Below are 17,233 nucleotides of genomic sequence, written 5' to 3'. Positions count from 1 at the left end.
ATTAGAAATCCAAAATATTAAGTGAACGGATGAACATAAAAAGGATGATAACCGGACACACGAACTTCAGATACCAAGGCCAAATTTTCCAGAAAAAGCTATGCTCAGCTTGTTCATTACCATGCTTTATTTCGGCTAGGATCTGATCTCGCTTCCATACCCAGCCGACAAAAATACTTAGCGCTAATCCAAGCAGTGGTTGGCTATACTCAGTGGTAACAGATATCACCAGCCCAAATAGCGCACCAAAATTGAAAATAATTGTACTGCTCATAATGAAAATAATGGTGCCAAGCAGCCAAACCGCTTTTTTGCGGGCGAGTCCTTTACTTTCAACGACATATGCAACGGGCACTTCGAGCATCGAAATGGACGACGTTAATGCAGCTATGACCATTAATGCAAAAAAAGCGAAAGCGACAAAGTAACCTACCACGCCCATAGTATTAAAGAGTGCTGGCAACACGGTGAAAATAAGACTATCACCGGCGATAAGCTCGCCATTTTCAGCAAATATTTGTACGCCATTATTTAGGGCTACGTACATTGCAGGGATAATCAACATGCCAGCCAAAATCGCAACACCAATATCGACTAACGCGACGGATGCACCAAGCACAGGTAAGTTTTCATTTTTGCTCACATAAGAGCCGTAAACTAGCATGGTGCCCACACCCAGAGACATAGAAAAGAATGCTTGCCCCATGGCACTAATAAGCAATTCAGCATTTAAAATGGCACTAAAATCTGGCACTAAATAGGCCTTCCAGCCCTCCATCGCCCCGTCCAAGGTGGCTACATAGCCGATTAACAGTAAGATAATCAAAATCAAGGTGGGCATTAATCTTACTGACCAGCGCTCGATACCATCGCTCACACCGCCGACGACAATAGAAGCGGTTAACGCAATAAACAAACCACAAAAAATTAAACTACGGGCAGTAGATGAGCCAGTAAGCCATTGAGACGCTTCGTCTAGGCCAATAATTTGCGTGAAGGACTCGAAGAAATAACTGATCATCCAACCAGCAACAATGGCATAAAAGGCGAGGATCATAGAAACCGTAACAAAGCCCCATACTCCCGTTGCACGGCCAATATTGCTGTTTGATATTTTGCCTAGAGCGTCCACCATATTGGCGCGCGTTGCACGACCAATAATAAGCTCGGCCATCAGGACCGGATAAGCCAACACAAACGCCAGTAAAATGTATACGAGTACAAACGCTGCACCGCCGTTACTGGCAACTTGAGTCGGAAACCCCCAAATATTACCTAAACCAACAGCTGACCCTGCCGCTGCTAGAACAAAACCTATACGAGACGAAAATTCTCCGCGTGCACTCATCAATCACCTTTATCATTATTGTAGTTTTTATGAGGTTTATTATTTCTATCAGAAGTGGCAAATCAGAACATCTACCTACCAAGCTGATATTGTTATTTTATTTGCCGTTAGTTTATCGGTTTGGTTGGTACCATGCTATTAGAAAAGCAACACAAACAAAAAAGGGGCTAGATTTACTAGCCCCTCGATATCGTTTTACACTTATTGTGCGTGAATGGCGTACTTGCCTGTGCCCAGCAAATCATAAGTAATGTTTGCCGCTTCATCTAAGAAAGGGTCAATCTCAGGTTGGTCCTCAGGTAAATCATCTAAACTTTTTACCGGCTCTAAACCTTGACGAGCAAGACGCTCATTGGCGCGTTTTAGACGTTTTGCGTCACGCTCTTCACGCTCTTTGATACGCTCTGACTCTACCAAAGAAAGGGTTTTATCATCTTCTTTGCTTTTATACTGAGCGATATCTTCGAAAATATAAGCAAACTCAGGATCTGCTTTCACGCGTTTTTCATGCAATTCACTCAGTTGTTTAGCCGCTTGCGATGTATCGCCAAACGTAGAGTATGTTGCGCGTTTAATGCTGTCCCATGGTAATGCGTTTTCTTCTTGGCTTTCACCCCAATCTTTAGGATCAATCGCCGAGGGAAATAATACGTCAGGCACCACACCTTGATGCTGCGTACTACCGCCATCAATGCGGTAAAACTTTGCAATGGTAAATTGCACACTGCCTAAGGGGTTTTCATATAAATCATAAATACGCCCTAAGCCACGATGCTGTTGCACAGTGCCTTTACCGAACGTTTGTTCACCTAAAATCAAAGCGCGGCTGTAGTCTTGCATCGCCGCTGCGAAAATTTCAGAGGCAGACGCACTGTACCTATCGACCAATACGGTGAGCGGACCATCATAATAGGTTTTACCATCAACATCTTGTTCAACACGTATGCGCCCTGCGCCGTCACGAATTTGTACCACAGGTCCTTTGTCGATAAACAAACCGGTCAACAACGTAGCCTCAGTTAAGGAGCCTCCGCCATTACCGCGCAAATCAACAATCACGCCTTCGACGTTCTGCTCTTTTAAGCTTTCAAGTTCTTTACGAACATCAACGCTCAGTTTGTTGTAGAAAGAGGGAATAGTGATAACACCGAGTTTTTCGCCTTTATGCGGGCCTGTTTCAGGCACATACACTTCAGACTTAGCGGCTCTGTCTTCTAGCTTAATTTTATCTCTGGTTAAACTCACCACTTCAGGAACCGTGCTTTCTGAATCGCCTTTCTCTATTTGAAGACGAACCACACTTCCCTTTGGCCCTTTGATCAGTTCAACTACTTCATCTAAGCGCCAACCGATAACATCAACAAAGTCTTCGTCATCTTGAGCGACGCCGACAATTTTATCTTCTGGCTTAATTTTTTTCGATAGATCTGCTGGACCACCAGGCACAACACTGCGGATAACGGTGAAATCGTCTTCACTTAGCAATACCGCACCAATGCCTTCAAATGACAAATTCATTTCCATTTGGAAACGCTCTGCATTACGCGGTGACAAATAACTGGTATGCGCTTCGATGCTGCGCGCAAACGAATTCATCAAGGTTTGAAACACATCTTCACTGGTCGTTTGCTTTAAGCGTTTAATAGCCCGCTCATAACGCTTAGTTAACAACTCTTGGATCTTTGGCCATTCTTTATCGGCTAACTTTAGGTTCAAGGCGTCATACTTCACGCGCTCGCGCCACAGCTCATCTAATTCAGCGGTGTTTTTTGGCCAAGCAGCTTCTTCTCTATCGAAAGTGAAGGTGTCACCCTTCTTTTCAAAATCGAATTCTTTATCAAGTAAGGTCAATGCATACTCATATCGTTCAATACGGCGCTGCATATTCAGTTGATAAATTTGATAGGCGATATCTAAGTCGCCCATCTCAATGGCTTCATCAAAATGATCTTGCTCTGCTTTGAATTTTTCAACATCAGCATTCAAAAACACGTTACGGTTGATATCAAGAGAACGCATGTAACGATCGAATACTTTCTCTGACAGGGCATCATCCAATGTGATCGGCTTGTAGTGCGAACGCAAAAAATTAGATGAAATGCGTTTAACCGACACTGCATGTTGCGATTCCTGCTTAAGAACAGGAATTTCTTCGACACTTTCTGCGTGCGTGACCGCAAGGGCCACCGAGCTAAATGCAAAAAGTGCTGATACAGCGGTAACGCGAATTGAATTGATCATTAAACTACCTCTTAGAACGGGCCAACCTCAAGTTATCTACTTGAACCTTTACCACCATACCTGTATCAAGCTGTACTTGAACACCATCTTTACTGACATCAGTAATTGTAGCAGGCATAGGCGATTTACCTATTTTTACGGTAACGGAAGTTCCCGCGACTAATTGCTCAGCTGATAGCTTCTCTGGGGGTGGTAACTTAGCTTTTGGCTTCACATTATCCTGATTAGTTCCCTTGGGCGAGGATTTAAATGCAGGAACTGTCTTGGATTTGTAACTTTTCTTTGCACCAGGCTTGGCAGCATTCTGCGCTTTGCGCTTTTCTGCTACTTTCGCTTTGCTTTCTTCAAGCTGTGCTTGGGCGTGGTCTGCATGCTCTTTTTCAATAGGAGCAGCCTGCTGACCGTCAAGGTCAACGCGAAAAGCACCTTCTTTCACACTATGCAAATAACGCCAGCTATTTGTATAGTGTCTAAGAGAGGAGCGAAGCAATGTCTTACTTACACGCTCTTCTTCTTCAAGGCGCTGAGCTAAATCTTGGAAAATGCCAATTTTTAGCGGCTTCGCATCCCCTGTCACGCTAAAGCATGCAGGAAACGACTCACTTAAAAAATTGATGACTTCTTTACTGTTTGAAAACTTTTGAGGATTATCCATTAAATATTCTAGTTGTGTGTAGTTAGCGGGGTTCTTGATGCTCATCATCCCAAGTTGACAATAGTTGGTCAACCCAATCAAATAAATCATCATCGTCTATGTCAAGTAAATGACTGTCGTTACGCCAGTTTTCCCAAATATATTGGATCATATTTTCTAAACTGACGGTCTCTATATCTTCATCTGCATTGTCGTACAGCATATGCAACAACGAGTTGAAACGGTCCATCGCTTCTTCGGCATTATCCTCCCAAAACTCCATATCGTCTAGGGTGGCGAGTGCCACATGAATATCGATAGAATTTTTCATGCAATTGCATCCTGCAATATGTTGACCAAGTTTTGTAGACCGGTCATGTCATCTTGGTCGAATCGCCCCGTGTGAGGGCTATCAAGATCCATCACGCCAAGCAATTGTCCCTTTTGATATACAGGCAGCACCGCTTCTGCGTTAGAGTCAGCGTCACATGCTATATGCCCGTCAAAAGCATGCACATCATGAATGCACTGAGATAACCCCGTTTCAGCAGCTTTACCGCACACACCGCGTCCCATTGGTATCCGGATGCAGGCAGGCTTACCTTGAAACGGACCTAACACCAATTCATTGTCTTTGAGTAAATAAAAACCGGCCCAATTAAGCTCAGGTAAACGCATATACATCAGCGCGCTCAAATTAGCCAAATTCGCAATTAAATCTTTTTCACCGGCCATCAAGGCCTGCGCTTGCTGAGCGACCTCTTGGTAAAGGTCTGTTTTACTTAATGTCACGTGTTATGCACCAATAAATAATGAAAATAATACCTAAGGGCTCGATATGGCGCTCAAGTTAACTGGATCAAGTTCAAATATAAAGAAAATTAGGGATATTTTTAGGATTAACGGTATATTTATCAAAATTGTTCAATTAACTGCCTATTGTAAAGGGGTAACTCAAGGCGAAAGACCCAAAACTGTTACTATATCGCTACCTTTTGCGCTCCTAAAAATTTACTCGTAAAAAACAGAAAAGGCGCCGCAGCGCCTTCTAGTCAAAATACATCTTTATTTTATTCAGCTTTGTAGCTGTCGTGACATCCTTTACAACTCTTTAACACACTGCCGATAGCCGCTTTATATGCACTCTCATCGCCCTTCATGGCAGCCGTTTTTAGGCCTTGAGAAGCGTCAGTTAATGCGTCTACCTTAGTAGCAAAATCTGCGCGGTCTTGCCAAATTTTCGGTAACGCTTCTGTTTCAATATCAAAACTAGACGTATCTAAGGCAAAATAGTCGTCCATCATCAAAGACAATTGCTCTAAGCGGGTGGCGTTCGTCTCTATAGTTTGCGTATCCATAGGGATAGCGCCCTTCGCCATAGCGCCTAAAGCACCTACATTACTGCGCACGAGCTGCAACAATGCTTGGCGAAATTGGGCCGCACTTTTGGCTTGTTTTTCAGAGCTGGCTTCTTGCGCTGACGCTCCAGCGGTTAGTAACATGGTACTGGCTATTGCACTTACTAATAATTTTTTCATAGTCCCTCGCCTGTTTGGTGTTTTGGTTTATTCATTCCCTATAGATATATTGATTATCTATAAAACTAAAGCTACGTCTTTCAATTCAGTAGAAGCAATAAACCTGCCTGATACAACAATATGTGAATAACTGTTTTTACTCTGCATCATTTTCGTATCCTAGGTCATTGAAATACTGAAAATTAATGCAAAGTGCCAACTCACTTAGGCTACCAAAAACCAAAGCTGAATACATGCAAATTTACAGTCATTAGTGTTTATCGCGTTCACACATTGGGCAAGCAGGTATAAAAAAGCCGCTTTACAGCGGCTTTCAACAATGACTAGCGGTTTAAACTGCAGTATGGCTACTGTGGCTAGTTAGTTAAGTCATCAAAGAATTTTTTAACACCGTCAAAGAAGCCACTCTCTTTCGGGCGGTTCTTAGCGGTTTCTTTACCTTTACCCATAGATTCTTCGAGCTCTTCAAGCAATTCTTTCTGACGGCTATTTAAGTTTACCGGGGTTTCAATAACCACTTTACAGATCAAATCACCGACGCTGCCACTGCGTACAGATTTCACACCCTTGTTACGCAAACGGAACATTTTACCGGTTTGTGTTTCTGGCGTGACCTTCAATTTAACTTTGCCTTCAAGGGTTGGGACTTCAATTTCCCCACCGATAGCAGCGCGAGTGAAACTAAGCGGTACTTCACAGTACAGGTTGTTACCGTCACGCTCGAAGATCTTATGCTGCTTAACATGGACTTGAACGTATAAGTCGCCTGCTGGAGCACCGTTTTCACCCGCTTCACCTTCATTAGAAAGACGTATACGGTCGCCGGTATCTACCCCTGCTGGCACTTTTACAGACAAGGTTTTGGTTTTCTCAACTCGTCCTTGGCCGTGACATACATCACACGGATCAGTGATGATTTTACCTTTACCACCACAGGTTGGGCACGCTTGCTGTACAGCAAAAAAGCCTTGACGCATTTGCACTTGGCCTTGTCCATGACACGTGGTACACGTCTTCGCACTTGAACCTTTTTTGGCACCAGAACCATCACAAGTATCGCATTCAGCCAAAGTAGGTACGCGAATTTCAACACTTTTCCCGCGAACAGCTTCTTCTAGGCTCAGCTCAAGGTTGTATCGTAAATCGGAACCACGAGCAGCGCGCGACTGACGACCGCCACCGCGACCACCACCGAATATATCGCCAAATACATCGCCGAAAATGTCGCCAAAATCACCTGCACCATGACCGCCACCATGTCCACGATTCGGATCAACGCCCGCATGACCATATTGGTCGTACGCCGCACGTTTCTGCGAGTCGGTGAGAATTTCATAAGCCTCTTGCACTTCTTTGAATTTCTCTTCCATGGCTTTGTCACCCTGAGTTCTATCCGGGTGGTATTTCATCGCAAGGCGCTTGTAAGCCTTTTTTATATCGCGCTCGGAAGCCGACTTCTCGACACCCAGCACTTCATAATAATCTCGCTTCGACATATAGCTTGTTTATCCTGATATTTGTAGCCCACAACGCTGACTACCTATTCTTCTATTGCAATTTCATACCTTGTCGCGAGTTTGGTGATAGCCAAAACACATGAGGTTATGAAACAAACGCGGGCGCTATGAATTAACTCCATGCGCCCGAGCTTGCCCTAACGTCGTTAAGACGCTCGGACTGATGTAGTCAACAAAATTACTTTTTGTCGTCTTTTACTTCTTCGAACTCGGCATCAACAACGTCGTCGTCTTGCTTAGCAGAAGCGTCTTCTGGTTGGCCTTCAGCACCGGCAGCTGCCTGCTGTGCTTGCGCCACTTCCATCAACTTCGCAGAAGCTTGGATCAACTCTTGAGTTTTAGACTCAATAGCTTCTTTCTCACCTGCTTTTACTGCTTCTTCAAGAGCAACAACTGCAGCTTCGATTTCTGCTTTATCTTCATCAGACAAAGCATCACCAGCTTCTTCCACTTGCTTACGCGTACCGTGAATTAGGCCGTCAGCTTGGTTACGTGCTTGAACCATTTCTTCGAACTGCTTGTCCGCTTCTTTGTTCGCTTCCGCGTCCTGTACCATTTTTTCGACTTCGTCATCACTCAAGCCAGAAGAAGCCTTGATAGTGATTTTCTGCTCTTTGTTGGTGTCTTTATCTTTGGCAGATACGTGCAAGATACCATCAGCATCGATGTCGAAGGTGACTTCAATTTGTGGCGCGCCGCGCTGTGCTGGGCGAATGCCTTCAAGGTTGAATTGACCAAGAGATTTGTTGCCAGCAGCTTGCTTACGCTCACCTTGAAGTACATGTACTGTAACTGCTGACTGGTTGTCTTCAGCTGTAGAGAAGGTTTGAGACTTCTTAGTCGGTACAGTTGTGTTCTTCTCGATCAAGGCTGTCATTACACCGCCCATTGTTTCAATACCTAGTGATAGAGGTGTTACGTCAAGTAACAATACGTCTTTAACATCACCAGACAATACGCCGCCTTGAATGGCTGCACCTACCGCAACTGCTTCGTCAGGGTTAACGTCTTTTCTTGGTTCTTTACCAAAGAATTCAGTGACGTATTTCTGTACTAAAGGCATACGCGTTTGACCACCGACCAAGATGATATCGTTGATATCACCTACTGATAAGTCAGCATCCGCAAGCGCTTGTTTTAGTGGCTCAAGGGTTGCTTTAACCATTTTTTCAACAAGTGACTCAAGTTTTGCACGAGTAAGCTTGATGGTTAAGTGCTTAGGACCAGACGCATCAGCAGTAATGTACGGCAAGTTCACTTCAGTTTGTTGTGCAGAAGACAATTCAATCTTCGCTTTCTCGCCAGCTTCTTTAAGACGTTGCATCGCTAATGGATCTTTACGTAAATCCATACCTGAATCTTTCTTGAACTCTTCTACCAAGTAGTTGATAACTTGGTTATCGAAATCTTCACCACCTAAGTGTGTATCACCATTGGTGGCAAGTACTTCAAAAGTATGCTCGCCGTCAGCTTCATCGATTTCAATGATAGAGATATCGAACGTACCACCACCTAAATCGTATACTGCAACAACGCTGTCGCCTTTTTTCTTGTCCATGCCGTATGCAAGTGCCGCGGCTGTTGGCTCGTTAATAATACGTTTTACTTCAAGACCAGCGATACGGCCTGCATCTTTAGTTGCCTGACGCTGTGAATCGTTGAAGTATGCAGGAACAGTAATAACCGCTGCTGTTACTTCTTCACCAAGGTAATCTTCAGCTGTCTTTTTCATTTTTTTCAAAACTTCAGCAGAGATTTGCGGTGGTGCTAATTTCTCGTCTTTTGCTTGAACCCAAGCATCACCATTATCTGCTTTGATGATATCGAAAGGCATGATGTCGATATCACGCTGTACTTCTTTATCTTCAAAACGGCGACCGATAAGACGCTTAATCGCGAATAAGGTATTTTTAGGGTTGGTGATAGCCTGACGTTTTGCAGGTTGACCCACCAATGTCTCACCGTCTTGGCTGTAAGCGATGATTGAGGGAGTTGTGCGATCGCCTTCAGCGTTTTCGATTACTTTTGCTTTTTCACCATCAAGTACAGCAACACAAGAGTTAGTTGTACCTAAGTCGATTCCAATGATTCTACCCATTAGTTTTTCTCCAAATTTGTTTAATAATGCCTGTACACTTTGTGGGGTTATTTCGTCAGTTTTCAATTAGCTAATTGAAAAAATTCCCCATTTTTGTGAATATTTTTCGTATTTTTTAGTCAAAGCCCACGAATTAAGCTTGGGTATCAACGCCGCCTTCAGGGGCACGGGATACCATCACCATTGCTGGACGTAAAAGACGACCATTTAATTCGTAACCTTTTTGCATCACTGCCATCACTGTATTAGCAGGCAATTCTGCGTTTTCTTGCATCGACATAGCCTGATGCTGTTCTGGATTAAAAGTTTCTCCCTGTGGATCGATAACTTTCATTCCGAATTTTTCGATGCTGCTCACAAATGATTTAAGGGTAATGTCCACGCCTTCAATCACAGGTTTAATCGCTTCGTTTTCTTTATCTGCCACCTGCAGTGCACGCTCTAAGTTGTCTGCAACGGGTAAAAGCTCTGATGCGAACTTTTCAAGGGCAAATTTACGTGCTTTATCGACTTCGCCTTCAGCACGTTTACGTACGTTGTCGGCATCGGCAATGGCACGCATAACTGAGTCCTTTTGTGCAGCTAACGTGGCTTCCGATGCGGCTAATGCTGCTTCAAGCTCAAGAATACGTGCTTGCTCAGCGCTTAACTCTTCAACCTCTGCATCTGCTTGTTCTGCAGTGGCGTCGATAGCGGCTTCATTGACCGGCTGGGCGTCATCTTTTTGAGCTTGCTCTTCGTTACTCATTTTTCACTCCGTTCTTAAATATCACATTAAAGCTAAATTCGATTGCAGCTATTAATGGGGTTGCTTTAAGGCTCTTCAAGGGTCTTTTTTCGATGTTTTAAAAAAATTGTGTCTAAAGATTGCGCCTGATCAATAAAAATACGCTCTTTTACATCAACGATGTTCGAGATAGAGTGTTGATATAATAATAAATGCGAATCCCTATGTTTAGTGTCTTGTCCTTGATGGCCATCGTGGTTGGCTACTTACTGATATTGTTTCTATTGGCCTTCTGGGGCGATAAACGTGCAAAAGCCCATCAGCAACATCCGTATATCTATAGCCTGGCGCTTGGGGTTCATTGTACGTCTTGGGCATTTTTCGGTACCACCACTCAAGCCGCGCATTATGGGTGGGCTTTTATTCCTACTTATATGGGGGTGATTTGTGTTTTCCTATTTGCTCACCCTATCCTTCGACGCGTGGCCAATGTATGTCACCAGCATAATATAAGCTCCCTCGCTGATTTTCTTAGTTTGCGTTACGACAAGTCTCACTTCTTGGCGGCTCTTGTCACGCTTCTGTGTTTTATTGGGGTTGTACCTTATATCGCGTTGCAATTAGACGCCGTAACCGGTGGTATTCGCGTGGTAACAGGAGCGGATAATCTCTGGCCTGACGGCGTAGGTTTCTATGTAGCAGTATTAATGGCGATTTTCGCAGTATTGTTCGGTACTCGCTCCCTCAATCTCACCGATAAACATCCAGGTTTGATGTTTACAGTGGCGTTCGAATCTGTTGTGAAACTGGCAGGTTTAGTGATTGTAGGTCTGTTCGTTTGTTACAGTTTATATGACGGTGTATTTGACTTGTTAGGAAAAGCACAGTTACACCAACGCGCGAGCGAAACCATCAACGCAGATTCAGGAATGTGGGTCTACGCCAGTCAAATGCTGCTTGGGGTTTGTTCGATGTTCTGCTTGCCCCGGCAATTTCATATCAATTTTATCGAAAACAACGGTGACAAAGAAATCACCACTGCCCGTTGGCTGTTCCCTTTGTATTTATTAGGGATGACATTATTCGTGCTACCCATTGCCCTAGCTGGGCACATGCTCTTTCCTGAAGGCAGTGTCAGCACAGACACTTACGCTCTTGCCTTACCGGTGGCGTCAGGAAATGCATGGGTCACCATTATTGCCTTCATTGGTGGGCTCGCAGCGGCGACCAGCATGATCATAGTGGCCACCCTTGCTATGGGTGTCATGATATCCAATAACATCGCCACCCCATTGTGGTTAACCTTGCAATTACGCACCCAACAGCGACACCGCTTAAAACCCAGTAGTATCTTACTCATTCGACGCGCCACTGTGTTAGTCGTATTAGGAGTGGCTTATTTTTATCACGTTAATATCAGTCAATCGGCATCGTTGGTGCAAAGTGGAGTTATCGCGATAGCACTGTTGTCGCAAACATTTCCTATTTTATTACTCGGTTTATATTGGAAAAGGGGCACCAGATTAGCCGCGCAGCTGGCTCTGGCCAGTGGCTTCCTGTGTTGGGCGTATTGGTTACTGTGGCCCAGTATTACCGCAAGCTATTATTTCAACGATGCTCCCTCAGACATTCAACTTGCACAAGGATTTGTATTCAGTTTAGGGGTCAATATTGTGTGTTTTTTCTTGGTGTCTTTTATCCAAGGTATGCGCAGCCAGAACATGGTACACGATGCCATTACTCACAATACCCAACCTTTTGGTCACGCGGTAAAAGTATCAAACCTATTAACCATTACAGAGAGAGTATGGGGGGCTGAGCGTCACCAAGCATTACTGGATAAACTGACTCCAGTACAACTTGCGGGCTACGCTAGCCCCAAGCTGTTATCTACGATTGAAAGCGAACTTGCGGGGCAAGTAGGCAGTGCCAGTGCGCGTATTTTGCTTTCTGCCATCGGTGAGAAGCGGGATGTTGAGCTGTCAGAGCTCGTAGAGTTGGTTGAAGAAGCTAGCCAAACCTTTCAGTTTAACCATGAATTACTCCAATCGTCAGTGGAGAATATTCAACAAGGCATAGTCGTGCTTGACCGGGAACTGAATTTGCTCGCATGGAATCAGCGCTATGTTGAACTGTTTAACTACCCCAGAGGTTTTGTACAAGTGGGTATGTCCATTTATCAATTGCTAGAATTTAATGCCAAAAGAGGACTATTTGGTCATAACGCCGACACGGGGCAAAGCAATATAGAAATGGAGATTAAAAAGCGCGTTGCCTTTATGCAATCAGGCAGCGCCTATAAATATGTTCGTCATCAAGAGAATGGTCAGGTCATTGAATTAAATGGTCGCCCGTTACCCGGCGGAGGCTTTGTTACCACCTACAGTGACATTACAGAATACATCAATATTCAGCAGCAACTTGAGCAGGCTAAAACGAGCTTAGAATCCAGGGTCCAAGAACGCACCGAGCAGCTACAAATTGCCAATATTGATCTTGAGAAAGCACGCCGTGATGCGGAAAGTGCTAACGAGAGCAAAACCAAGTTCTTAGCCGCTGCGGGTCATGATCTCATGCAGCCCTTCAATGCGGCTTCCTTGTTTGCCGCCATGCTTAAACAGAAATCGCCCCCAGGAGAAATGGCAGAGATGAGCTCCAATCTGGTCGATTCACTGAGTAATGCTGAGTCTTTACTGTCAATGTTACTCGACATGACGCGTCTAGAATCAGGGGCGTTGACGCCACATGTACAAACCTTTCCGTTAGACAGTATTTTACGCCCCATGCTCAATGAATTTTCAGTGCTTGCGGAACAAAAAAAGTTACGCGTAACTTATGTGCGCACTAATTTATGGGTAATCTCCGACCCTAAGTTGCTAAGAAGAATAATACAAAACCTATTATCAAATGCTATCCGATATACCGATTCTGGGCGTATATTACTGGGCGTAAAAAGGCAAAATGGTCAGGCTAGAATATGTGTTATGGATACTGGTGCCGGGATAGCCGAAGACAAACAGCAAGAAATATTTTTAGAGTTTCATCAGTTAGACAGCAACCCTAGTGCTCAAGGTTTAGGCTTAGGTTTAACCATAGTCGAGCGTATCAGTGCCCTACTTAATCACCCTGTAACGTTACACTCAACGCTGGGCAAAGGTACGTCATTTGATATCGCCGTACCAATGGGGAATAAACAAATTAACTCCCCAAAAACAGCAGCCCGTGGAAGCAATGATGTTAACCTGCCGCTACATAACAAACGTGTACTGATTGTTGATAACGAGCCTCAGATCTTGGACGCGCTACAACGGTTATTAGTTGATTGGGGCGCAACCGTGATTGCAGCCAAAGACACTAAAACTGCGCTGCAATTACTCAATCAGCCGATAGACTTAATGATACTCGATTACCAACTTGACCATGGTGAAACCGGTATAGATGTGGCCCGCGCTATCAGGCAAGTATTTATTGGCGAAGATGGCTTACACATTCCCAGTATTCTTAACTCTGCGCGCCAAGATGAGCAAATTAGGCAACAAGCGATAGATGAGCAAATGCATTATTTACCAAAACCGCTTAAGCCCCTCGCTTTGAAAAGGCTGATTAAACAACTGCTGGCTAAAAAATAGTGCTTTATGCTTTAGCGATGCAGGAGCACAGTAGCTAACGTTAACCACCGAGTTTAAAAACACTTCTGCTACGCAGCAGGTGCGGAGCAAATGATGAATGCATTCAAGCGCCACACCCATCATCAACGGCTGCGAGGAATGACCAAAGCGAGAGAGTTGTTAAAGCGCGCCTAAATCAATTTCGAACACTACATATTATGATACCCTGTAGCCTACTCCCTTGCCCGAAAATTGACCTTGCGCGCAGTTTCCTTCCTATAGGCGCAATATTCCAGAAAAATTCTTAATCACTAAACCCAAAAGTACTTTGATGCTCATTGAGGGGGAATTCCCCACTCTGAGCAGGTGTGCTTTTTAATACGATTCTAAAGATGGGTGTCTATGTAATTGTCTTAATTTAATGCATGATAAAGAAGTAGAAGCCTTCCTTTCACATTTAGTTTTAGCGTTAGATGTGGCTGCATCAACCCAAAAATCAGCATTAAATGCCTTGGTATTTCTATATCGCGATATAATTCGTCAACCATTAAATTTTAAACTTAATTTTATTAAAAGTACTCGCCAACAAAAACTGCCAATCGTTCTCACTACTGATGAAGTGAGGAATTTACTCGCAGTTGTAAGTGCTCAACAGAAACTAGCGGTATCAATTTTATATGCAAGTGGCTTGCGTTTAATGGAATGTGTGAGATTGAGAGTCCAAGATATAGATATAGATATAGATTTTGATTTCAAATCCATACGGGTTTGGAATGGTAAAGGTGGCAAACATCGGATTGTTACATTAGCCGATGAGCTTATACCTAGTTTGCAACAACAGATCACTGTCGTAAAACAATATCTGGATGCAGACTTGTTAAACCCAGAATACGATGGCGTTTATCTACCTCATCGTCTAAGGCTTAAGTTTAAGAACGCCAATCGCTCGTTACCATGGCAATATGTGTTTGCTTCGCGTCAACTATCGATTGATCCCGAAAATCAATCATTAAGGCGTCATCATATTGATGGGTCTACGGTGCAAAAAGAAATACGACATGCCGCTAAAAAAGCCAATATCCCTAAAATCGTTACCCCGCACACGCTTCGCCACGCATTTAAAAAATGTGTCCTTGCATTTTTCCCTACGGGCCATCCTTCGGATGTTCAAATTTAATTCCAGACAAATTTGTGCGACCCATCTTTTACAATCAGGCGCTGATATTCGCACTGTGCAAGACCAGCTCGGCCAAAGTGATTTGCGCACCACGCAGATATATACGCACATATTGCAACGTGTGGGTAACTCTGTCGTCAGCCCTTTATCTAGACTGTAACATAACGATTTAATATCAACCCAATGACGCAGCTCCGACAATAAGCACGTGACGTTTTTAAGTGCCACTTATATCTAAACAATTAAATTAAATGGTTCAGGATTGGGTAGTGCTGCAAAACCGAACATGTCACATCGGCATATGACTAATTTGACGCTAGCACTGATTCAAACAATCAAAGGTATTATTGCTTTTAGCGAGTGACCTGTGGTCTGATCTAAGTAATTATGTTTATTCGTTCTACAAGGATCTCACGTGAGCGACCCAATCATTCCTCTAGTGGCGGTAGGCCTTATTTCTATCGCTTGTCAGTATTTTGCTTATCGGATTAAATTACCTGCCATTTTGCCCTTGTTAGTCGTGGGGATTTTAGTCGGTCCTGTGTATGGCGTAATCAACGCCGATGCGCTATTCGGTGATTTACTCTTTCCTATTGTGTCCTTGTCTGTGGCCATCATTCTATTTGAGGGCTCGTTAACACTGCGCTTTGGTGATTTGGCGGGTCATGGCTCTATGGTGCGTAACCTTTGCACCGTGGGCACGTTAGTCACCTGGCTTGTTACTGCCCCCGTTGCGCATTATGCGTTAGGCGTTTCATGGCAGTTGGCCTTTTTGTTTGGCGCGATTGTAACCGTAACCGGTCCAACGGTGATTGTCCCTATGCTGCGTACCGTGCGCCCAAGCAGTAAGGTCGCCAACATCTTACGCTGGGAAGGCATTGTCATCGATCCTATCGGTGCGTTATTGGCCGTGCTTGTGTTCGAATATATTATCTCTACCCAAGATGCGCTGAGTCACACCTTGTACGCATTTGGGTTAACGTTAGGCGTCGGCTTAGGTATTGGCGCTGCAACAGGATATTTACTCGGCTTGGCCCTGCGTAATAGCTGGATCCCCCACTACTTACAAAACACCGCAGTACTGACGTTGATGTTAGGCGCGTTCGCTGGCTCGAATGTTATTGCCCACGAATCAGGGTTGTTGACCGTAACCATTATCGGTATGTGGCTGGCGAATATGAAAAACGTCGATGTGGAAGACATTCTAGAATTCAAAGAAACCTTAAGCGTACTGCTCATTTCGGGCCTGTTTATTCTGCTCGCTTCGCGTATTGATTTGCACTCTGTGTTAAGTGTTGGTTGGGGCTCCATTTTAGTGCTTGTTGCTATCATGTTTGTCGCACGTCCCGTGGGTGTCATTCTGTCTTCGTTAGGGACTGGTTTAAACTGGCGCGAAATCGCGCTGCTTAGCTGGATAGCACCGCGAGGCATAGTTGCAGCAGCGGTATCTGCTTTGTTTTCATTAAAGCTAGAAGTCTTAGAGTACGAACAGGCTGAATTACTGGTGCCTATGGTATTTTTGGTGATCATCACCACGGTTGTGCTACAGAGTCTTACCTCAGTCACAGTGGCGAAAAAGCTCAATATGCGCGCCCCTGCCCCGCACGGTTTTTTAATCTTCGGGGGTGGTTTGTTTAGCCGTTTATTCGCTAAAGAATTGATGAGCCATGATGTACAAGTACGCATCACGGATACCAACTGGAATAATATGCGTTTAGCTCGTATGGAGAACATCCCCACCTACTTTGGTAACCCAATGTCAGAACATGCCGCGCGTACGCTTGATTTGTCGATGTTTGGCAAAGTATTGGTGATGTCACCCTATCGTCAATTAAACCCCATGGTGACCTACCATTTTGAGCACGAAATGGGCAAAGGCACAGTACTTGGTTTGAACAATAACGAACAGCAGCAGCGCCCGAGTCATCAGGTGTCAGAGTCCTACGTCAAGAAGCTTGGTTTATTCAGTGATGATGCGACGTATGGCAAGCTGGCTGGCTTGGTAGCAAAAGGGTCGTTAATTAAAACGACCCGTTTAACGGATTCTTTTACCTACGAAGACTACAAAGAGCAGTACAACGAGCGAGCCATTAAATTGTGTGCCTTAGATACACATAATCATGTGCATATGTTCACCACATCAAACAACGTTAAGCCTAAATCAGATTGGAAGATTGTCAGTTTAGTGAACCCAGAAAAGCCGATAGAAAAAGCGATTGCTAAAGCAGAAATCACTGCTGAGAACAGCAATGATGAATCTAAGCTACCAGGTTAAAGCCAAACAATGGCATGCCACATTATGTGCAGAAGGCCGGTAACATTACCGGCTTTTTTACGCTACCGCT

11 protein-coding genes and 1 pseudogene are annotated in these 17,233 nt (G+C 44.2%); 3 read left to right on the top strand and 9 right to left on the bottom strand.

The window, feature by feature from the left end:
- Position 1: 1 nt before the first annotated feature.
- From AC0VYA_RS10105 to grpE, 9 genes are all read right to left on the bottom strand, one after another.
- Entirely contained in the window at positions 2–1,348 is a 1,347-nt protein-coding gene (locus AC0VYA_RS10105; protein WP_475490921.1) for a sodium-dependent transporter, read from the bottom strand.
- A gap of 201 nt (positions 1,349–1,549) precedes the next feature.
- The gene (prc, locus tag AC0VYA_RS10100) at positions 1,550–3,589 is read right to left on the bottom strand and encodes a carboxy terminal-processing peptidase (RefSeq protein WP_475490920.1); all 2,040 of its coding nucleotides are present in this window, start codon (positions 3,587–3,589) and stop codon (positions 1,550–1,552) included.
- Positions 3,590–3,593: 4 nt separating this feature from the next.
- Positions 3,594–4,244 carry an RNA chaperone ProQ gene (gene proQ, locus AC0VYA_RS10095; RefSeq protein WP_011574804.1) on the bottom strand — a complete coding sequence of 217 codons (651 nt, stop codon included), beginning with the start codon at positions 4,242–4,244 and terminating at the stop codon, positions 3,594–3,596.
- A gap of 22 nt (positions 4,245–4,266) precedes the next feature.
- Positions 4,267–4,554, bottom strand: coding sequence for a hypothetical protein (locus AC0VYA_RS10090; protein WP_006993993.1), 288 nt, complete (start codon positions 4,552–4,554; stop codon positions 4,267–4,269).
- A complete protein-coding gene (locus AC0VYA_RS10085; RefSeq protein ID WP_011574803.1) occupies positions 4,551–5,015 on the bottom strand; it encodes a GAF domain-containing protein in 465 nt (154 codons plus the stop codon). Before AC0VYA_RS10085 ends, AC0VYA_RS10090 begins: the two co-directional genes overlap by 4 nt.
- 278 nt (positions 5,016–5,293) lie before the next feature.
- The gene (locus tag AC0VYA_RS10080; RefSeq protein ID WP_473480371.1) at positions 5,294–5,761 is read right to left on the bottom strand and encodes a cytochrome c; all 468 of its coding nucleotides are present in this window, start codon (positions 5,759–5,761) and stop codon (positions 5,294–5,296) included.
- A gap of 356 nt (positions 5,762–6,117) precedes the next feature.
- The gene (gene dnaJ, locus AC0VYA_RS10075) at positions 6,118–7,257 is read right to left on the bottom strand and encodes a molecular chaperone DnaJ (protein ID WP_473480369.1); all 1,140 of its coding nucleotides are present in this window, start codon (positions 7,255–7,257) and stop codon (positions 6,118–6,120) included.
- 199 nt (positions 7,258–7,456) lie between these two features.
- Positions 7,457–9,376, bottom strand: a complete 1,920-nt coding sequence (dnaK, locus tag AC0VYA_RS10070) for a molecular chaperone DnaK (RefSeq protein ID WP_011574800.1) — start codon at positions 9,374–9,376, stop codon at positions 7,457–7,459.
- Positions 9,377–9,509: 133 nt separating this feature from the next.
- Positions 9,510–10,124 carry a nucleotide exchange factor GrpE gene (gene grpE, locus AC0VYA_RS10065; RefSeq protein WP_011574799.1) on the bottom strand — a complete coding sequence of 205 codons (615 nt, stop codon included), beginning with the start codon at positions 10,122–10,124 and terminating at the stop codon, positions 9,510–9,512.
- A 203-nt stretch (positions 10,125–10,327) separates the two neighbouring features.
- Between grpE and AC0VYA_RS10060 the strand changes: the two genes are divergently transcribed.
- From AC0VYA_RS10060 to AC0VYA_RS10050, 3 genes and pseudogenes are all read left to right on the top strand, one after another.
- Positions 10,328–13,732 carry a PAS domain-containing hybrid sensor histidine kinase/response regulator gene (locus AC0VYA_RS10060; RefSeq protein ID WP_475490919.1) on the top strand — a complete coding sequence of 1,135 codons (3,405 nt, stop codon included), beginning with the start codon at positions 10,328–10,330 and terminating at the stop codon, positions 13,730–13,732.
- Positions 13,733–14,132: 400 nt separating this feature from the next.
- Positions 14,133–15,048, top strand: a pseudogene (locus tag AC0VYA_RS10055) (integron integrase).
- 255 nt (positions 15,049–15,303) lie between these two features.
- Complete coding sequence (locus tag AC0VYA_RS10050) at positions 15,304–17,163, top strand: cation:proton antiporter domain-containing protein (RefSeq protein WP_473480361.1); 1,860 nt, start codon at positions 15,304–15,306, stop codon at positions 17,161–17,163.
- Positions 17,164–17,233: the final 70 nt, after the last annotated feature.

The organism is Paraglaciecola sp. QJM3NY_14 (assembly GCF_056173245.1).
Note: the sequence above shows the minus strand (reverse complement) of the source record. Positions and strands in the feature narration are given on the sequence as shown.